Raw genomic sequence first — 19,454 nt, 5'->3', positions numbered from 1 at the left:
AAGTTCAATGTAGCGAGTATTTCCATGTCAGAAAGCCAGAAAAAAGTGATCGTCGGCATGTCCGGCGGCGTCGACTCCTCGGTCTCCGCGTACCTGTTGTTGCAGCAAGGGTATAAGGTGGAAGGCCTGTTCATGAAGAACTGGGAGGAAGACGACGGCGAGGAATACTGCACCGCCGCCGCCGACCTTGCCGATGCGCAAGCGGTCTGCGATAAGCTGGGCATTGAACTGCACACCGTTAACTTTGCCGCCGAATATTGGGATAACGTCTTTGAGCTCTTCCTGGAAGAGTACAAAGCCGGCCGCACGCCGAACCCGGATATTCTGTGCAATAAAGAGATCAAATTTAAAGCCTTTCTCGAGTTTGCTGCCGAAGACCTCGGCGCCGACTACATCGCCACCGGGCACTATGTGCGCCGCGCCGATGTCGACGGTAAAAGCCAGCTGCTGCGCGGACTCGACGGCAATAAAGATCAGAGCTACTTCCTTTATACCCTCAGCCACGAGCAGATTGCCCAGAGCCTGTTCCCGGTGGGTGAACTGGAAAAACCGCAGGTGCGTAAGATCGCCGAAGAGCTGGATCTGATCACCGCGAAGAAAAAAGATTCCACCGGCATCTGCTTTATCGGCGAGCGTAAATTCCGCGATTTCCTTGGCCGTTACCTGCCGGCGCAGCCGGGCAAAATCCTCACCGTCGACGGCGAGGAGATCGGTACCCATCAGGGGTTGATGTACCACACCCTGGGCCAGCGTAAAGGGCTGGGTATCGGCGGCACCAAAGAGGGTAGTGAAGATCCATGGTACGTGGTCGATAAAGACGTTGAGAATAATATTCTTATCGTCGCCCAGGGCCATGACCACCCGCGCCTGATGTCCGTCGGTCTGATTGCCCAACAGCTGCACTGGGTTGACCGTGAACCGCTGCAGGGCACCCTGCGCTGCACGGTGAAAACCCGCTATCGCCAGACCGATATCCCCTGCACCGTTACCGCGCTGGATGAAGACCGTATCGAAGTCCGCTTCGATGAGCCGGTCGCGGCGGTGACACCGGGCCAGTCCGCGGTATTCTATTTGGGTGAAGTGTGTCTCGGCGGCGGAATTATTGAACAACGACTGCCTCTGCAGTCCTGAACGCGCGTTATTTCCGCCGGGACGAACCGCCCCGGCGGCTGACAAGGAGTATGTGTGGCGAAGAATTACTATGACATCACCCTGGCGCTGGCTGGCGTTTGCCAGGCGGCGCGACTGGTTCAGCAACTGGCGCATCAGGGACATTGCGACAGCGATGCCCTGCATGTGTCGCTGAACAGCATCATCGACCTCGATCCCGAGTCGACGCTGGCGGTGTTCGGTGGCAGTGAAGCCAATCTTCGCCTCGGCCTTGAAACGCTGCTCGGGGTGCTCAATACCAGCAGCCGTCAGGGCCTCAATGCGGAACTCACCCGCTATACCCTGAGCCTGATGGTGCTGGAGCGCAAGCTCGCCGCCAGTAAAGGGGCGATGGACACGCTCGGCAACCGCATCGCCGGCCTGCACCGTCAGCTGGAGCACTTTGACCTGCAGTCCGAAACGCTGCTCAGCGCCATGGCGGGCATCTATGTCGATGTGATAAGCCCGCTGGGCCCGCGTATTCAGGTGACCGGCTCCCCTGCCGTGCTGCAAAGCCCGCAGGTGCAGGCGAAAGTTCGCTCAGCGCTGCTTGCGGGTATTCGCGCCGCGGTGCTCTGGCATCAGGTGGGCGGCGGACGTCTCCAGCTTATGTTTTCCCGTAATCGTCTGGTTAACCAGGCAAAGCAAATTCTTGCTCATTTAACCCCGGAGTTGTGATCTATGGAATTATCCTCACTGACCGCCGTTTCCCCTGTAGACGGCCGCTACGGCGATAAAGTCAGCGCGCTGCGCGGTATCTTCAGCGAATTCGGTTTGCTGAAATTCCGCGTTCAGGTGGAAGTACGTTGGCTGCAAAAACTGGCCGCCCACGCAGCGATCAAGGAAGTTCCTGCTTTTGCTGCCGACGCAAACGGTTTCCTTGACAAAATCGTTGCCGATTTCAGCGTCGAAGACGCCGAGCGCATCAAAACCATCGAGCGCACCACTAATCACGATGTGAAAGCGGTAGAGTACTTTCTGAAAGAGAAAGTCGCTGACATCGCCGAACTGCACGCCGTGTCGGAGTTTATTCACTTCGCCTGTACGTCCGAAGACATCAATAACCTCTCCCACGCGCTGATGCTGAAAACCGCCCGCGACGAAGTGGTTCTGCCTTACTGGCGCAAACTGATTGACGCGGTAAAAGATCTGGCGACCCAGTACCGCGATGTGCCGCTGCTCTCCCGTACCCACGGCCAGCCAGCGACACCGTCCACCATGGGTAAAGAGATGGCCAACGTCGCCTACCGTATGGAGCGCCAGTACCGTCAGCTGAACCAGGTGGAAATCCTTGGTAAAATCAACGGCGCGGTGGGTAACTACAACGCCCACATCGCCGCTTACCCGGAAGTCGACTGGCATCAGTTCAGCGAAGAGTTTGTTACTTCGCTGGGCATTCAGTGGAACCCGTACACCACGCAGATCGAGCCGCATGACTATATCGCTGAGCTGTTTGACTGCATCGCGCGCTTTAACACCATTCTGATCGACTTCGATCGCGACGTGTGGGGCTACATCGCGCTCAACCACTTCAAACAGAAGACCATCGCCGGGGAAATCGGCTCCTCCACCATGCCGCACAAGGTGAACCCGATTGACTTCGAAAACTCCGAAGGCAACCTCGGCCTGGCCAATGCGGTCATGCAGCACCTGGCCAGCAAACTGCCGGTTTCCCGCTGGCAGCGCGACCTGACCGACTCCACCGTCCTGCGTAACCTCGGCGTGGGCATCGGCTATGCGCTGATCGCCTATCAGTCCACCCTCAAAGGGATCAGCAAGCTGGAGCTGAACCAGGATCGCCTGCTGGACGAACTGGATCACAACTGGGAAGTACTGGCTGAGCCGATCCAGACCGTGATGCGTCGTTACGGTATCGAAAAACCGTACGAGAAGCTGAAAGAGCTGACCCGCGGCAAACGCGTGGACGCGGAAGGGATGAAGCAGTTTATTGACAGCCTCGCCCTGCCGGAAGAGGAAAAAGTGCGTCTCAAAGCGATGACCCCGGCCAACTATATCGGTCGGGCAACCACCATGGTTGACGAGCTGAAGTAATCGCCCTGCCCCTCTTTCCGCCGGAAAGAGGGGCGTTTTATCGCCGGAAAGCGATCAGATCCAAACGTCGTTCACCGCCGTCCGCTCGCCGCCCTCGTGGCCGGTATTTAACACCCCGCGCGGTTCAATCAGCATCAGCTTCGCTTCCGTCTCCGTCGAGGTCTTATGTTCCACCCCGCGCGGCACGACGATCATCTCCCCGGCCTTCACCAGCACATGTCCGTCGCGAAAGTCCACGCGCAATACCCCCTCCACCACCATCAGTGTCTCATCGGTTTCCGGGTGGCTGTGCCAGATAAAGTCGCCGGCGATGCGCACGATCTTGAACTGATAGTCATTCATTTCGGCCACCACTTTGGGCTGCCATTGTTCGCTGAACAGGGAAAATTTCTGAGCAAGATTAACGAGTTGATACATAGGCTGTCTCCTTGTGATAAAGGCAGTCAGCATAGTTCGCCTCGCCGCGTTGACGCTTGAACGATTGTGCAACCTGCGCCGCCTTAGCCGCGGATCGCCCGCAGCCAGCGCCCCGGAGAGAGGCCAAAGCGGCTGATAAACTGGCGCGTCATGTGGCTCTGGTCGGCAAAGCCCGCGTCAGCGGCAATATCCACCAGACGCTCCCCGGCGCGCATCCGCTGGCGACAAAAATCGAGCCGGCGCATCATGACGTAGCGCCACGGGCTGGTGCCGTACAGCGTTCTGAAATCACGGCTCAGGCTCCAGCGGTCCCGGCCGCTGACCTGCGACAAGGTGTCGAGGGTCATATCCTGCATAAAACAGGCATGGATATACTCCCGAGCCCTCTCCGCCGCCTGATAATCAAACGCCTGGCGACGGGAACGCTGCCCGCCGACCACGGCCAGGGTCTGCGCCAGGTCGTACAGGGCGTCTTCTTCCTCCAGCGGCTCGAAGGTATCCGTGACCGCTTTCAACAGCGGCTGCACGGCGCGACCTAGCCGTGGATCCGCCGACAGGCCGCCGGGGATAAACGGCAATGGCCTGCCGCCGAGTATCTTCTGGATCAGCGCTGGCTCAATGTAGACCATGCGGTAGTGAAACCCCGCCTCGGTGCCCGCCTCGCCATCGTGTATTTCGTCCGGGTGAAGGACCATCGTCCCGCCGGGCAGACTGTGCTGTAGCCCGCCGCGATAGTGAAAGCTCTGCACGCCGGCGATCGTCTGGCCGATGGCGTAGGTATCATGCCGGTGCGGCTCGTAGCCGTGGCCGCCGAAGAAGGCTTCGATGCGCTCCGTGCGGCTGGGCGATTGCGCCAGCCTGACCCAATCCGCGCTCTGCTGCTGAGACATAATGAATAACCTGCGGCGTTCTTGAGGGAGGATTCGAGCACTATTACACAAAAAATTAACATCACCAACCCGCTCACTGCCGCGCCCAGCCGCTGGGCGTTTGCTGAAATTACGCATAGAATGAAGGAGTTCCATACCCGCTGCGCAAAAGGCGCCGCTCAACGCCGGCCTGCCCGGCGATGCTCCACGCCGTTTGTATAAAAAGCTTTATTTAACAGCTGTTTATATTTTGCGTATATAATAAACGTCAGACTACTTTCGAAATTGCAAGGGAGAACAGCCATGCGCGTACTCGTGGTTGAGGATAATGCCCTGCTGCGTCACCACCTCAAAGTTCAGCTCCAGGAGCTGGGCCATCAGGTCGATGCCGCAGAGGATGCCAAGGAAGCGGATTACTATCTGGGCGAACATCTCCCGGATATCGCCATCGTCGATCTCGGCCTGCCGGACGAAGATGGATTATCGTTGATCCGTCGCTGGCGCAGCCATGACGTGTCGCTGCCGGTGCTGGTGCTGACCGCCCGCGAAGGATGGCAGGATAAAGTCGAAGTGCTCAGCGCCGGGGCGGATGATTACGTCACCAAGCCTTTCCATATTGAAGAGGTTGCCGCTCGCATGCAGGCGCTGCTGCGCCGCAACAGCGGCCTGGCCTCGCAGGTGATCTCTCTGCCGCCGTTTCAGGTCGACCTCTCCCGCCGCGAGCTGTCGGTGAACGATCAGCCGATCAAGCTGACGGCCTTTGAGTACACGATTATGGAAACCCTGATCCGCAACCGCGGCAAAGTGGTCAGTAAAGATTCCCTGATGCTCCAGCTTTACCCGGATGCCGAACTGCGTGAAAGCCATACCATCGACGTGCTGATGGGCCGGCTGCGTAAGAAAATTCAGGCTGAATACCCGCAGGACGTCATCACCACGGTGCGCGGCCAGGGCTATCTATTCGAACTGCGCTGATGAAGGGACTGTTGCGGCATATTTTCCCGCTGTCATTACGGGTTCGCTTCCTGCTGGCGACCGCCGGGGTGGTGCTGGTGCTCTCCCTGGCCTATGGCATGGTGGCGCTGGTGGGCTACAGCGTCAGCTTCGATAAAACCACCTTCCGTCTGCTACGCGGCGAGAGCAATCTCTTTTATATGCTGGCCAAATGGGAGAACGGCGCCATTGATGTCGATATCCCGGAAAATCTGAATATGGAAAGCCCGACGGTGACCCTTATTTACGATGAGAAGGGCAAACTACTGTGGGCGCAGCGCGATGTCCCCTGGCTGACGAAGCGCATTCAACCGGATTGGTTGAAACGCAATGGCTTCCATGAAATTGAAGCCGATGTCGACAGCAGCAGTATGCTGTTGCGCAATAACCATGAGGTTCAGGAACAGCTGGACGCCATCCGCGAACAGGGCGACGATTCGGAGATGACCCACTCGGTGGCGATCAACTTCTACCCAGCCACCAGCAAAATGCCCCAGCTCAGTATCGTGGTGGTCGACACCATCCCGGTGGAGCTCAAGCGCAGCTATATGGTGTGGAGCTGGTTTATCTACGTGCTGGCCGCCAACCTGTTGCTGGTGATCCCCCTGCTGTGGGTCGCCGCCTGGTGGAGCCTGCGCCCCATCGAGTCGCTGGCCAAAGAGGTGCGCGAGCTGGAGGAACATCACCGCGAGAAGCTCAATCCCAACACCACCCGCGAGCTGACCCGACTGGTGAGCAACCTTAACCGGCTGGTTCGCAGCGAGCGTGAACGCTATGACAAATACCGCACCACCCTCACCGATCTCACCCACAGCCTGAAAACGCCGCTGGCGGTGATGCAGAGCACGTTGCGCTCGCTGCGCGGCGAGAAGATCAGCGTCGACGAGGCGGAGCCAGTGATGCTGGAGCAGATCAGCCGTATCTCGCAACAAATTGGCTACTATCTGCATCGCGCCAGCATGCGCAGCGGCGGCACCCTGCTGAGCCGGGAGCTGCATCCGATCGCCCCGCTGCTCGACAGCCTGACCTCCGCCCTCAATAAGGTCTATCAGCGCAAGGGGGTCAATATCTCGCTCGACATCTCGCCGGAGATCAGTTTTGTCGGCGAGCAGAACGATTTTATGGAAGTGATGGGCAACGTTCTCGATAACGCCTGTAAGTACTGCCTGGAGTTCGTGGAGGTTTCCGTGCGCCAGACCACCGACAGCCATCTGCACATCCTGGTGGAAGACGATGGGCCGGGGATCCCACCGAGCCAGCGCCGCGCCGTCTTCGACCGCGGCCAGCGGGCGGATACTCTGCGTCCCGGCCAGGGGGTGGGGCTCTCCGTCGCCCGGGAAATCGTCGAACAATATGACGGGGAGATCATCGCCGGCGAGAGCCTGCTCGGCGGCGCCTGCATGGAGGTGGTGTTTGGCCGCCAGCTGATGGAAGATAAAGAGAGTTAATCGTTGAGTTTTTTCACGGCGCCTGCATCGCCGGGGCGCCGCATCCGTTATAATCCCTGTCAGACACCTGCAGTGGAATATCAATATGGATTATCAATTAACGCTTAACTGGCCCGACTTTATCGAACGCTACTGGCAAAAACGGCCGGTGGTATTGAAGCGCGGCTTCGCCAATTTTATCGACCCGCTGAGCCCGGACGAACTGGCTGGACTGGCCATGGAGAGCGAGGTCGATAGCCGCCTTGTCAGCCATCAGGATGGAAAATGGCAGGTCAGTCACGGTCCCTTCGAAAGCTACGATCACCTGAGCGAAAACAACTGGTCCCTGCTGGTACAGGCGGTTAACCACTGGCATGAGCCGTCTGCGGCGCTGATGCACCCGTTCCGCGCCCTGCCGGACTGGCGTATCGACGACCTGATGATCTCCTTCTCAGTACCGGGCGGCGGCGTCGGCCCGCATCTGGATCAGTATGATGTGTTTATCATTCAGGGCACCGGCCGTCGACGCTGGCGCGTCGGGGAAAAAGTGCCGATGAAACAGCACTGCCCGCATCCGGACCTGCTGCAGGTTGACCCCTTCGAGGCGATCATCGATGAAGAGATGGAGCCGGGGGATATTCTCTATATTCCGCCAGGATTCCCGCATGAGGGGTATTCGCTGGAAAACTCGCTCAACTATTCGGTCGGCTATCGCGCGCCGAATGCCCGCGAGTTGTTCAGCGGATTTGCCGACTACGTTCTCCAGCGCGAACTGGGCAGCCAGCGCTACGCCGATCCGGACGTGCCGTCGCGCGACCATCCGGCGGATATTTTACCGGCCGAACTCGACCGCCTGCGCGAGATGATGCTGGGGCTGATTAACCAACCGGAGCACTTTAAGCAGTGGTTCGGCGAGTTTATCACCCAGTCGCGTCATGAACTTGACGTCGCGCCGCCGGAGCCGCCGTATCAGCCTGACGAGATTTATGATGCCCTGCAGCAGGGCGATACCCTGGAACGCCTTGGCGGACTGCGGGTGCTGCGCATTGACGGCGAGGTGTTCGTCAATGGCGAGAAGATCAACTCCCCGCACCGTCCGGCGCTGGACGCCTTAGCTACCCACCTGACGCTGCGCGCCGACCATTTTGGCGATGCGCTGGAAGATCCTTCCTTCCTCGCCATGCTGGCGGCGCTGGTCAACAGCGGCTACTGGTTCTTTGGCGACTGAGTCTCCATCCTGCCCGGCGGCGCTGCGCTTGCCGGGCCTACGGGTTCTGAAGTCACCGGCTGGACCGTATGCCGGATAAGGCAAAGCCGCCATCCGGCATCTTATGCGACAAGCAGAATGACCGGTCTGGTTGCGAAGATTATTTCCCTGTTCGTGCCGCCGTCAGCTCGGCGATACGCACGATCACCTGCACCGCTTTCTCCATCCCTTCCAGGGTGACAAACTCATGTTTGCCGTGATAGTTGTAGCCGCCGGTAAACAGGTTCGGGCACGGCAGTCCCATAAACGAGAGCTGCGCGCCGTCGGTACCGCCGCGGATCGGTTTCATCTGCGGTTCGATATCGCAGTCCACCATCGCCTGGCGGGCAATATCGACCACGTGCGGGTGGGCGATCACCTGCTCATGCATGTTGTAATAACTGTCCTCGATCACCAGCTCGATATAGCAGTCCGGGTGTAGCCCCTTGCCCACCTTTTTGGCGATCTCCATCATCTTGCGCTTGCGCGCCTCAAAGTGCTTGCGGTCAAAATCGCGGATGATGTAGTGCATCTCGGCCCGATCGACGCTGCCTTTGATGCTGGTGAGGTGATAAAAGCCTTCATAGCCTTCTGTGGTCTCCGGCGCCTCGTCGGCCGGCACTTCGGCATGAATGCGCGCGGCCAGCGACAGCGCGTTGACCATCACCCCTTTCGCGGTGCCGGGGTGCACGTTGTTGCCGACGATCTTAATGGTCACCGAGGCGGCATTGAAATTTTCAAACTCCAGTTCGCCGACCCCGCCGCCATCTACGGTGTAGGCCCAGCGGGCGTCAAAGGCCTCGACGTCGAAATGCTTCGCCCCTTTTCCCACCTCTTCATCGGGGGTGAAGGCCACGCGGATATCGCCGTGGGGGATGTTTTTCGCCTGCAGGGTCGCCAGCGCGGTCATGATTTCGGCGATGCCGGCCTTGTCGTCCGCCCCCAGCAGCGTCTTCCCGTCGGTGGTGATAAGCGTCTGCCCCAAAAGCTGATGCAAAACCGGGAACATCACCGGAGAGAGCACCTCATCGCCAATGCCGAGCGCGATATCGCCGCCGCGATAGTTTTCGACAATCTGCGGGTTAACGTTTTTGCCGCTGAAATCCGGGGAGGTGTCGACGTGAGAGATAAAGCCGATGGCCGGGATATCGCCCTCAACGTTGGCGGGCAGGGTTCCCATTACCGTCCCTTTTTCACTCAGCGTTACCTTGACCAGTCCCATTTCTTCCAGCTGCGCCTGCAACAGGCGTAACAGCTTCCACTGCCCTTCCGTGCTGGGGACCTGACGAACGCCAGGCTTCGACTGCGTGTCCAAAGAAACGTACTGCAAAAAACGCTCAAGCAATTTATCCATGTAGCCACCCTCTTCTTTTGTGACAACATTATTGATAAGCCAGAAAAGACAAATATTGCGTCAGGTCATTTTTAGCCCGTAAAGCGAAATTTAATAACGGAACCGACGTTATGGTGTAAAGGTAGACTATGCGGGCGTATCAAGGATTGGCGATTACCCTCGTTTGCCGTAGAATGCTGGCCCTTATTAAAAACGTGCAACCCCAAAGGTGGTTAATCACAAACCCCGCAGCGGCCGGAAATTTCCGTTGCGTCTACATGGGACAGAGTCAAAAATTGAATATACAACCGCGTTCGCGTTCGCCGCTGGTGCATCTGGCGGGAATTCGCAAGAGCTTTGATGGTAAAACGGTCATCGATAACCTTAACCTGACCATCAACAATGGTGAGTTTCTCACCCTGCTTGGCCCCTCTGGCTGCGGTAAAACCACCGTTCTGCGCCTTATTGCCGGCCTGGAAAACGTCGACAGCGGACGGATCCATCTCGAAGATCACGATATCACTCATGTTCCGGCGGAAAACCGCCACGTTAATACCGTATTCCAAAGCTACGCCCTGTTTCCGCATATGACGGTGTTCGAGAACGTCGCCTTTGGCCTGCGGATGCAGAAAACCCCGGCGGCGGAAATCACCCCACGGGTGATGGATGCCTTAAAGATGGTGCAGCTGGAGGCCTTTGCCCAGCGCAAACCGCACCAGCTCTCCGGCGGCCAGCAGCAGCGCGTGGCCATCGCCCGCGCGGTGGTCAACAAACCGCGCCTGCTGCTACTCGATGAGTCCCTTTCGGCGCTGGATTACAAGCTGCGCAAGCAGATGCAGAACGAACTGAAAGCGCTGCAGCGTAAGCTCGGCATCACCTTCGTCTTCGTCACTCACGACCAGGAAGAGGCCCTGACCATGTCCGATCGCATCGTGGTGATGCGTGATGGCAAAATTGAGCAGGACGGCACCCCGCGCGAGATCTACGAAGAGCCAAAAAACCTGTTCGTCGCCAGCTTTATCGGCGAGATCAATATCTTCGACGCCACGGTCATTGAACGCCTCGACGAACAGCGCGTGCGGGCCAGCGTGGAAGGGCGTGAATGCAACATCACCGTCAATTTTGCGGTGGAGGCCGGCCAGCGCCTGCATGTCCTGCTGCGCCCGGAAGATCTGCGCGTCGATGAGATCCACCACAACAGCGACGCCGACGGCCTGATCGGCTATGTCCGCGAGCGCAACTATAAGGGCATGACCCTCGAGTCGGTGGTGGAGCTGGAAAACGGCAAAATGGTGATGGTCAGCGAATTCTTTAACGAAGACGACCCGGATTTCGACCACTCTCTTGATCAGAAAATGTCTATCAATTGGGTGGAAAGCTGGGAGGTGGTGCTGGCCGATGAAGAACACCAGTAAATTCCAGAGTGTGGTGATCGCCACCATCGTCGGTTGGCTGGTGCTGTTTGTCTTTCTGCCTAACCTGATGATCATCGCCACCAGCTTCCTGACCCGCGACGACGCTAACTTCGTCAAGCTGGTCTTCACGCTGGACAACTACTCGCGGCTGCTGGATCCGCTCTATTACGACGTGCTGCTGCATTCGCTGAACATGGCGCTGCTGGCGACCCTCGCCTGCCTGGCGCTGGGCTACCCGTTTGCGTGGTTCCTCGCCCGGCTGCCGCAGAAGGTGCGCCCCCTGCTGCTGTTCCTGCTGATCGTTCCCTTCTGGACCAACTCGTTGATCCGCATCTACGGGCTGAAGATTTTCCTCAGCACCAAAGGCTACCTTAACGAGTTTCTCCTGTGGCTGGGAGTGATCGACACGCCGATACGCATTATGTTCACTCCGTCGGCGGTGATTATCGGCCTGGTATACATCCTGCTGCCGTTTATGGTGATGCCGCTTTACTCCAGCATTGAGAAACTGGACCGTCCGCTGCTGGAAGCGGCGAAAGATCTCGGCGCCAGCAAGCTGCAGACGTTTATCCGCATCATCATTCCGCTAACCATGCCGGGGATCATCGCCGGCTGCCTGCTGGTGATGTTGCCGGCGATGGGGCTATTCTACGTTTCCGACCTGATGGGCGGCGCCAAGAACCTGCTGATCGGCAACGTGATCAAGAGCCAGTTCCTCAATATTCGCGACTGGCCGTTCGGCGCGGCAACCAGCATTACCTTAACCCTGGTGATGGGCCTGATGCTGTTGATTTACTGGCGCGCGGCGCGCCTGCTGAATAAAAAGGTGGAGCTGGAATGATCGGTCGACTGCTGCGCGGCGGCTTTATGACCGCCATCTACGCGTATCTCTACATCCCTATTATTATCCTGATCGTTAACTCGTTTAACCGGTCGCGCTTCGGCATCAACTGGCAGGGGTTCACCACCGACTGGTATAGCCTGCTGATGAACAACGACAGCCTGCTGCAGGCCGCCCAGCACTCGCTGACCATGGCGGTGCTGTCGGCGACCTTCGCCACCCTTATCGGCTCGCTGACCGCCGTGGCGCTGTATCGCTATCGCTTTCGCGGCAAACCGTTCGTTAGCGGTATGTTGTTTGTAGTGATGATGTCGCCAGATATTGTCATGGCTATCTCCCTGCTGGTGCTGTTTATGCTGATTGGCGTCCAGCTTGGCTTCTGGTCGCTGCTGTTTTCGCATATCACCTTTTGCCTGCCGTTTGTGGTGGTCACCGTATACTCCCGGCTGAAAGGCTTTGACGTGCGGATGCTGGAGGCGGCGAAAGATCTGGGCGCCAGCGAGATGACCATCCTGCGTAAAATCATCCTGCCGCTGGCCCTGCCGGCGGTGGCCGCCGGGTGGCTGCTGAGCTTCACGCTGTCGATGGATGACGTGGTGGTCTCCTCGTTCGTCACCGGTCCGGGGTATGAAATCCTGCCGCTGAAGATCTATTCGATGGTGAAGGTCGGCGTTTCGCCAGAGGTGAACGCCCTGGCAACGATACTGTTGGTTCTGTCGCTGGTGATGGTTATCGCCAGTCAGTTAATTGCACGTGATAAAACTCAGGGGACGTTAAAATGAAAAAATGGTCACGCCACCTGCTCGCGGCGGGCGCTCTGGCAATCGGCATGAGCGCTGCCCACGCGGACGACAGCAAAACGCTCTACTTCTACAACTGGACCGAATATGTGCCGCCGGGCCTGCTGGAGCAGTTCACCAAAGAGACCGGCATCAAGGTTATTTACTCGACCTACGAGTCGAACGAAACCATGTACGCCAAGCTCAAGACCTATAAAGACGGAGCGTACGATCTGGTCGTCCCGTCGACCTACTTCGTCGACAAGATGCGCAAAGAAGGCATGCTGCAGAAGATCGATAAGAGCAAGCTGACTAACTTCAGCAACCTCGATCCGCAGATGCTGAACAAACCGTTCGACCCGAATAACGACTACTCCATCCCCTACATCTGGGGGGCGACGGCTATCGGCGTTAACAGCGACGCTATCGATCCGAAAACCGTCACCAGCTGGGCCGACCTGTGGAAACCGGAATACAAAAGCAGCCTGCTGCTGACCGACGACGCGCGCGAAGTGTTCCAGATGGCGCTGCGTAAGCTGGGTTATTCCGGCAACACGACCGACCCGAAAGAGATTGAAGCCGCCTATAACGAGCTGAAAAAGCTGATGCCCAACGTCGCAGCGTTTAACTCTGATAACCCGGCGAACCCGTATATGGAAGGCGAAGTGAACCTCGGGATGGTATGGAACGGCTCGGCTTACGTCGCCCGCCAGGCAGGTACTCCGCTGGAAGTGATCTGGCCGAAAGAGGGCGGCATCTTCTGGATGGACAGCCTGTCGATCCCGGCGAACGCCAAAAACGTCGACGGCGCGCTGAAGCTGATTAACTTCCTGCTGCGCCCGGATGTCGCCAAACAGGTCGCTGAAACCATCGGTTATCCGACGCCGAACCTTGCGGCGCGCAAGATGCTCAGCCCGGCAGTGGCCAACGATAAATCGCTCTATCCGGACGCCGCAACCATTGAGAAAGGCGAATGGCAGAATGACGTCGGCAGCGCCAGCGCCATTTATGAAGAGTATTACCAGAAGCTGAAAGCGGGCCGTTAATCCCGCAGGGCGGAACCGCGGTTCCGCCCTTTTTTTTGCTCTCACCTTAGCCCCGCAGCGCGCGCCAGAGGAGCGCCGGCAATTTGCGCCAGCGCGGCCGATGGTAAAAATCCACCAGCCGCTGCGCCACCGCTTCCTGCCCCCGGTGGGTGATGAACCAGGGCGGCAGGGGCATCAGCGTCAGTTCGCCATGCCAAAGACTACGCGGAAACGGCCGAAACGGCGCCTCAATCACCGTGCGCTCGGTTTTCTCCAGCATAAAGCTGTTATGCACCTTGCCCCGCCCGCTCTGAATATCGTCGAGCGTATGGCCAGGGAACGCCCCCCACGGGCAAGGGGCTAACAGGAAGGCTACCCCGCTCCAGCAGTTGATCGCCACCGTGCCGTAGCGCAGCTCGGCGATCAGCGCGTTAAAACGCTTACGCCCTATCGCTTTACGGGTGCGCGGGTGGATCACAATATTGGCCCCCAGCGTGCCCTGCAGCCGCTGATTGGCATAGCCGATCGCCTGACGCAGAAAGCTTTCCGCGCTGTCGGCCTCAAGGCGGGTGATCGACAGCCCCGGACCAAAGACCTCCTGCTGGCAGAAGTCGGGGTCATCCTCGGTGTTCGCCACAATCAACGGCAGCGCATCGCCGCGCGCTATCTCCAGCGGCTGGCGGGCGCGCAGGCGAAAGTTAGTCAACCGGTTTTCCGCACCGGGGTAATAGTCCTGGCGGGTATTGGCGGCGATCAGCCGGTACAGCTGGTTAAGCAGGGCCGACGCCGGCTCCCAGCCCTGCTGCAGGATCAGCACCTGGCTGGCCACGCAGTTAAACCCGCCGTTGTTCATTTTCTGCGTCGCCAGCTGCTGCGCCTGAAAAGCGATATCCGCCTCGCTCCATGGCCCGGGGACGATAATGGTGGGGCTGACCCCGCCCAGCTCTGAGGTCACCCGGCGCGGGTTCAGCGGCATCCCGGCGGCCCGACGCTGGCGAGCGGCCTCACCGTCGCCCCAGACGATGGCGTCATGGCTCTCCCGCGATCCGGTGATATGGATCTCATCGACAGCGGGATGGGTGGTCAGCCACGCCCCCGCCCGGGCGTCGCCGGTGACGATGCGGAGCGCATCCATGGCGATCAGCGGCGCCAGGGCCTGAGCCAGCAGATCGTGCAGATAATCATTCACCGGATTGAGCTTCAGCAGGCAGACCTGATTTTCAATAAACAGCTTGTGTAACACGTCCAGCGGCGCGATAGAGGCCACATTTCCGGCGCCGAGCACCAGCGCCAGCTTGCCCTGCCGCGCGGCCGGCGGGATGTCGTATGCGGCTGCCGCGCAGCGATCGAGATTGGCCCGGGTGACTCCCGGCTGCATCCAAATTTCAGCGCGAATACCGGAGAGCAGCAACCGATCCCAGAGCGTGCCGGGCACCACCCGCAGCGCCAGCCGGCCGTCCGCCAGCGTCCTCAGCGGGATCCGCCGCAGAAAGGTTTTCTCCTCCAGTTGCTCCAGGGTGGTGATAAGCCCGTTGCAGCCGACCATTAGCGCGCAGGGGCCCGCCAGCCATTCTTCGCCCGTCAGCGGATCCCCCGGCGGCAGCCCTTTAGCCCTCGCCGCCGCCTCCACCCACGCCGGCGCTATGCTGGCCAGGGCATCCTTGATCTGGCGCAGGAGCGCCAGACGACGGTTCACTGAGGTTTCCGCCCAGCGCTGGCGCGCCGCCGACAAGGCGTGCAGCGCTGCGTCATACTGAGAGCAGGTCGTCAGACCGGGTCGCGCGTGGCTCATTGTCCCTCACTCATTAAAATTTCCCCGTAGGCCTGGCGCAGCTGGTTTTTAAGCACCTTACCCGTGGCGCTGACCGGCAGCGCATCGACAAATATCACCCGGTCCGGGATCTGCCATTTAGGCACCCGTTTCTCAAACCAGGCCAGCAGATCGCTCTCCTCCACTTCCCCCCCTTCCGCGCGGACGCACAGCAGCACCGGCCGTTCGTCCCAGCGCGGGTGGCGGGCGGCGATGGCCGCTGCGCTGCGCACCCCCGGATGCGCGATGGCGATATTCTCCAGCTCAACGGTGGAGATCCACTCGCCACCGGACTTGATAATATCCTTTGCCCGATCGCTGATCACCAGATAACCATTGGCGTCGAGCGTACCGATATCACCGGTATCAAACCAGCCTGCCGCGGTCAGGGCGCTCGCGTCCTGACCATAGTATTGCTCTACCACCCAGTGCCCTCTGACCTGCAGATACCCCTGGCTTTGACCATCCCGGGGCAACGGTTCGCCATCCACGTCCACCACCTGCAGTTCGATGCCGAAAATGGGCCGCCCCTGACCGGCGCGCTGCTTTTGCTGCTCCTGTGCTGGGAGCGCGTCATGTTTGCTCAACGGTGTGTTGATGGTGCCGATGGGCGATGTTTCGGTCATTCCCCAGGCGTGGGTCAGCGCAATGCCGTAATCGCGCTGAAAGGCCTCGGCCATCGACGGCGGCAGCGCGGAGCCGCCGACCAGCGCACGTTTAAATTCAGGCAGCCGGACCTCTGTCCGGCGCATCGCCGCCAGCAAGCCGGCCCAGATCACCGGCACGCCAAACCCCACCGTCACCTTCTCGGCGGCCAGCAGCTGCAGCAGGCTGTCGCCATCGAGGTGCGGCCCCGGCAGCACCAGCCGCGCGCCGACCATGGCGGCGATAAACGGCGTCCCCCACGCGTTGACATGGAACATCGGCACCACCGGCAACAGGCTATCCTTCGCCGATATGCCGGCGGCGTCCGGCTGGTTGCCGCTCAGGGCGTGCAGGACCAGCGAACGATGGGTATTCAACACCCCTTTCGGCCGGCCGGTGGTTCCCGAGGTGTAGCAGAGCGAAGCCGGAGTCAGTTCATTGAGCTGCGGCCAGCGATAGTCTGCCATCCCCTGCTGCAACAGATCGTCATAAAACAGCAATGAGGGCAGCTGGCTGAGCGCCGCTTCGCTGCGGGACTCCATCAGCACGACGTGTTTCACCGTCGGCAGCTGCGGCAGCAGCTGCGCTACCAGCGGCAAAAAGGTCTGGTCAAAAAACAGCACTTCATCGGCAGCGTCGTTGAGGATATACCGCAGATGGTCAACCGACAGCCGCGGATTGACGGTATGCGTCACCCAGCCGCCGGAGGCGACGGCAAAATAGATCTCCAGATGGCGGCGGTTGTTCCATGCGAGGGTGGCGCAGCGGGCGCCCGGTGGCAGCCCCAATGATGCCAGCGCCGAGGCCAGCCGCTGAGCGCGGCAGGCCACCTCCCCCCAGCTGCTGCGCTCCTTCTCACCGCCAGCGCTCACCGAGACGATCTCGGTCTCGCTGTGGTATTGCGCCGCATGGCTGAGCAGCGCGGTGGTGGTGAGATCCTGATAAATCATCGGTGACGGCATGGCGGGGTCTCCTTTGCAGACTTCCGGCGGAATTGAGGGGTGCGGCGCGATCGCGCGGGCGCCTATTGAATCTGGTCTACATTTGCCGGTCTGCACAAAAAAACGTACAGAAATCAGCGGTCACGCACAAAATAGAGTAGGAAATCGCTCAGAAAGGAGAAGCCGAGAATGACAGGATGGAGGTCATTGCCCGGCGCCGGTCCGGGCGATATCGTCAGAGCGACCGCCGGGGGCTGACGGTAGCAAGGAGAAAGTTATGCGCGTCTCAGGGGGAAGCGAATCAGCGTCGTCCGCCGTCGCGCTGGCCTTTACCCTTCCCTTTTGCGGCTCGCCGCTGCAAAACCCCCTCCATGATGCCGACAACCCCGTTGAGGGGTTTCCACAGCGCCACCAGCAGCAGCAACGGGCCGTATATTCGCACACCGCCGGTCGCTATCTGGCCGGTTAGCAACAGGGCTAAACCATCCAGCAGCAGGCACAATGCGCTGCCGGTGCCGACGAACAGACACAGCAGGAAGAGGATCGGTCGGCTGTCGGCGTGTAGCGGTAAAGCACGCTGGCTCCAGACGCCAACGAGAATGGCCGCGATCAAGGCGATCGATTCAATGACCAGGGGATTATGCATGGTCTGACTCCTGTCATGACGTATCATCCTTGTCAGCAGCGTTGCCGGAGGCGGCGGGCGTCGCCCTCGTCCCCGGCAGGCTGCTTCAGTTTACAGCGCGTTTTCCTGTAGCAGCTTATCGATAAAGGCGGGCACCACTTCGCTCGCCAGTCCGTAGTGCTTTTCGGCAAACTCGCTGCCCACCTGGCTGGGCTCCAGGTTCAGTTCAACGGTGTGGGCGCCGTGCAGCCGCGCCTCGTGCACAAAGCCGGCCGCCGGATAAACGTGGCCGGAGGTGCCGATGGCGATAAAGATATCCGCTTCGGCCAGCGCGCTGTAGATCTCGTCCATCCCCAGCGGCATTTCGCCAAACCAGACCACGTGGGGACGCAGCGCCGCCGGGAACTGGCAGCAGTGGCACTTATCCTCTGCGGTGACGTCGCCGGTCCACTCCAGCACCTGGCCACTCCACGAACAGCGCACCTTCAGCAGCTCGCCGTGCATATGGATCACCCGGCGGTTGCCGGCGCGTTCGTGCAGATTATCGATATTCTGGGTGACCAGCAGAAAATGGTCGCCCAGCAGATCCTCCAGACGCGCCAGCGCCAGATGCGCCGAGTTCGGCGCGATCTCCGGACTCTGCAGCTGACGACGGCGGGCGTTGTAGAACGCCTGCACCAGCGCCGGGTCGCGGGCGAAGCCTTCCGGCGTCGCCACATCTTCCACCCGATGCTCTTCCCACAGGCCATCGGCCGCGCGGAAAGTTTTGATCCCCGACTCCGCCGATATGCCCGCGCCGGTTAACACCACCACTCTCGGTTTGGCCATCGCTTCAGGCTTCATCCTGTCCTCCCTAAAGAAAATCCGCTGACGCAGACGGTCACGCAACTGACGTTTATTGCGACGAAAACGGCTCAATCGATGTAAACGGCGCGACTGCATAGCTACCTCTGTGATTAATGGGTCAGATGAAGGAAGGCCGCACCGCGCATTCCCCCGGCATCGCCATGGCGCGCGCGCTCAATGCGCGGTACTCTGGCGACCGGCAGAAGATGGCGCGGCAATCGCTGCGCCAGCCCTTCGCTAATGGCCGTAAAGTTAGATAATCCACCGCCGAGCACCAGCAAATCCGGGTCGACAATGGTCAGTATATTCCCCAGACACACCGCCAGCAGATCGAGATAGCGCTCTACGTGCGCCTGGGCGCGCGGATCGTGCTGCTGCCACTGCGCCACAATCTCCGGCGAGGTGAGCGGTTGCTGATAAAAATGTTCATACAGCCAGGCAAAACCGCGGCCGGAGAGATAATTTTCAATGCAGCCCAGCTGGCCGCAGCCGCAGCGAAGCAGCGGAAAATCACGCCCGACCACCTCCAGGGCATCCACCGGCAGACGAATATGACCAAACTCGCCGGTGATATAGTTATGTCCGGTAATCGATTTACCGTTCAACACCAGGCCGCCGCCCACGCCGGTGCCGAGGATCAGCCCCATCACCAGCGGGTATTGCGTAAACTCATCGTCCCACGCTTCCGACAGCGCGAAGCAGTTGGCGTCATTATCGAGGCGCACATCGCGCCCCAGCCGCGCGCTGAGGTCGGCGCGCAGCGGCCGGCCGCTGGCGGCAGGCACGTTAGCGGCATACAGCGTGCCGTCCGCCGTTTCCGGCATCCCCGGGATACCGATCCCAACCGACCCCTGCTGGTCGAAGCGCTCATCGGCCTCGCGGACCAGCGCCTCTACCGCCTGGAGAAAATCCTCATAACTGCTTTTCGGCGTGGCGACGCGTTTTTCCCACTGCAGCCGCCGCTCCTGATTAAATACGCCCAGTGCTATCTTGCTGCCGCCAATGTCAAATCCATAGTACATTTCAGCAATTCCTCTTGTG

18 protein-coding genes are annotated in these 19,454 nt (G+C 59.7%); 10 read left to right on the top strand and 8 right to left on the bottom strand.

The features are described 5' to 3' along the window. Positions 1 to 24: 24 nt before the first annotated feature. From mnmA to purB, 3 genes are read left to right on the top strand one after another with little or no spacing between them, the layout of a single operon-like run. Complete coding sequence (gene mnmA, locus ACLEXF_RS00410) at positions 25 to 1,131, top strand: tRNA 2-thiouridine(34) synthase MnmA (RefSeq protein ID WP_012542211.1); 1,107 nt, start codon at positions 25 to 27, stop codon at positions 1,129 to 1,131. Between the two features lie 54 nt (positions 1,132 to 1,185). Continuing rightward, entirely contained in the window at positions 1,186 to 1,827 is a 642-nt protein-coding gene (gene hflD / locus ACLEXF_RS00405) for a high frequency lysogenization protein HflD (protein WP_004140557.1), read from the top strand. 3 nt (positions 1,828 to 1,830) lie between these two features. After that, positions 1,831 to 3,201 carry an adenylosuccinate lyase gene (gene purB, locus ACLEXF_RS00400; protein WP_004150804.1) on the top strand — a complete coding sequence of 457 codons (1,371 nt, stop codon included), beginning with the start codon at positions 1,831 to 1,833 and terminating at the stop codon, positions 3,199 to 3,201. A 54-nt stretch (positions 3,202 to 3,255) separates the two neighbouring features. On the opposite strand, the gene ACLEXF_RS00395 is transcribed toward purB, so the two are convergent. Both ACLEXF_RS00395 and ACLEXF_RS00390 read right to left on the bottom strand, forming a co-directional pair. Beyond that, on the bottom strand, positions 3,256 to 3,618 hold the full coding sequence (locus ACLEXF_RS00395; RefSeq protein WP_004206638.1) for a cupin domain-containing protein: 363 nt from the start codon (positions 3,616 to 3,618) through the stop codon (positions 3,256 to 3,258). A gap of 83 nt (positions 3,619 to 3,701) precedes the next feature. Beyond that, on the bottom strand, positions 3,702 to 4,508 hold the full coding sequence (locus ACLEXF_RS00390) for an AraC family transcriptional regulator (RefSeq protein WP_004206637.1): 807 nt from the start codon (positions 4,506 to 4,508) through the stop codon (positions 3,702 to 3,704). 282 nt (positions 4,509 to 4,790) lie between these two features. Here ACLEXF_RS00390 and phoP point away from each other — a divergent pair, with 282 nt between their 5' ends. The 3 genes from phoP to ACLEXF_RS00375 all read left to right on the top strand — a co-directional run bounded on the left by phoP (position 4,791) and on the right by ACLEXF_RS00375 (position 8,135). Beyond that, a complete protein-coding gene (gene phoP / locus ACLEXF_RS00385; protein ID WP_004206636.1) occupies positions 4,791 to 5,462 on the top strand; it encodes a two-component system response regulator PhoP in 672 nt (223 codons plus the stop codon). After that, complete coding sequence (gene phoQ, locus ACLEXF_RS00380) at positions 5,462 to 6,928, top strand: two-component system sensor histidine kinase PhoQ (protein ID WP_004206635.1); 1,467 nt, start codon at positions 5,462 to 5,464, stop codon at positions 6,926 to 6,928. Before phoP ends, phoQ begins: the two co-directional genes overlap by 1 nt. Positions 6,929 to 7,013: 85 nt before the next feature. Further along, positions 7,014 to 8,135, top strand: a complete 1,122-nt coding sequence (locus ACLEXF_RS00375) for a cupin domain-containing protein (RefSeq protein WP_004206634.1) — start codon at positions 7,014 to 7,016, stop codon at positions 8,133 to 8,135. Positions 8,136 to 8,274: 139 nt separating this feature from the next. On the opposite strand, the gene pepT is transcribed toward ACLEXF_RS00375, so the two are convergent. Next, positions 8,275 to 9,507 carry a peptidase T gene (gene pepT, locus ACLEXF_RS00370; protein ID WP_004206633.1) on the bottom strand — a complete coding sequence of 411 codons (1,233 nt, stop codon included), beginning with the start codon at positions 9,505 to 9,507 and terminating at the stop codon, positions 8,275 to 8,277. Between the two features lie 257 nt (positions 9,508 to 9,764). Between pepT and potA the strand changes: the two genes are divergently transcribed. The 4 genes from potA to potD are packed head-to-tail and all read left to right on the top strand — an operon-like array spanning position 9,765 to position 13,567. Next, positions 9,765 to 10,901, top strand: coding sequence for a spermidine/putrescine ABC transporter ATP-binding protein PotA (potA, locus tag ACLEXF_RS00365; protein WP_004150811.1), 1,137 nt, complete (start codon positions 9,765 to 9,767; stop codon positions 10,899 to 10,901). After that, entirely contained in the window at positions 10,885 to 11,742 is an 858-nt protein-coding gene (potB, locus tag ACLEXF_RS00360) for a spermidine/putrescine ABC transporter permease PotB (protein ID WP_048323692.1), read from the top strand. The genes potA and potB overlap by 17 nt, the downstream gene beginning before the upstream one ends. Continuing rightward, positions 11,739 to 12,524: a spermidine/putrescine ABC transporter permease PotC gene (gene potC / locus ACLEXF_RS00355; RefSeq protein WP_004150813.1), complete on the top strand. Its 786-nt coding sequence runs from the start codon at positions 11,739 to 11,741 to the stop codon at positions 12,522 to 12,524. The genes potB and potC overlap by 4 nt, the downstream gene beginning before the upstream one ends. Next, positions 12,521 to 13,567, top strand: coding sequence for a spermidine/putrescine ABC transporter substrate-binding protein PotD (gene potD, locus ACLEXF_RS00350; protein WP_004206631.1), 1,047 nt, complete (start codon positions 12,521 to 12,523; stop codon positions 13,565 to 13,567). The genes potC and potD overlap by 4 nt, the downstream gene beginning before the upstream one ends. A gap of 46 nt (positions 13,568 to 13,613) precedes the next feature. On the opposite strand, the gene ACLEXF_RS00345 is transcribed toward potD, so the two are convergent. The 5 genes from ACLEXF_RS00345 to nagK all read right to left on the bottom strand — a co-directional run bounded on the left by ACLEXF_RS00345 (position 13,614) and on the right by nagK (position 19,435). After that, the gene (locus ACLEXF_RS00345; protein WP_205426010.1) at positions 13,614 to 15,338 is read right to left on the bottom strand and encodes an aldehyde dehydrogenase family protein; all 1,725 of its coding nucleotides are present in this window, start codon (positions 15,336 to 15,338) and stop codon (positions 13,614 to 13,616) included. Next, positions 15,335 to 16,963, bottom strand: coding sequence for a long-chain fatty acid--CoA ligase (locus ACLEXF_RS00340; RefSeq protein ID WP_407259854.1), 1,629 nt, complete (start codon positions 16,961 to 16,963; stop codon positions 15,335 to 15,337). Before ACLEXF_RS00340 ends, ACLEXF_RS00345 begins: the two co-directional genes overlap by 4 nt. Positions 16,964 to 17,243: 280 nt before the next feature. After that, a complete protein-coding gene (locus ACLEXF_RS00335; RefSeq protein WP_023317922.1) occupies positions 17,244 to 17,588 on the bottom strand; it encodes a hypothetical protein in 345 nt (114 codons plus the stop codon). A 90-nt stretch (positions 17,589 to 17,678) separates the two neighbouring features. Beyond that, the gene (gene cobB, locus ACLEXF_RS00330; RefSeq protein ID WP_043519498.1) at positions 17,679 to 18,509 is read right to left on the bottom strand and encodes a Sir2 family NAD+-dependent deacetylase; all 831 of its coding nucleotides are present in this window, start codon (positions 18,507 to 18,509) and stop codon (positions 17,679 to 17,681) included. A gap of 14 nt (positions 18,510 to 18,523) precedes the next feature. Beyond that, a complete protein-coding gene (gene nagK / locus ACLEXF_RS00325) occupies positions 18,524 to 19,435 on the bottom strand; it encodes an N-acetylglucosamine kinase (RefSeq protein ID WP_043519499.1) in 912 nt (303 codons plus the stop codon). Positions 19,436 to 19,454: the final 19 nt, after the last annotated feature.

Source organism: Klebsiella pneumoniae complex sp. WS1778, assembly GCF_049472055.1.
GTDB lineage: Bacteria > Pseudomonadota > Gammaproteobacteria > Enterobacterales > Enterobacteriaceae > Klebsiella > Klebsiella quasipneumoniae.
The sequence above is the reverse complement of the archived record's forward strand: the minus strand, read 5'-3'. Positions and strand labels throughout refer to the sequence as shown.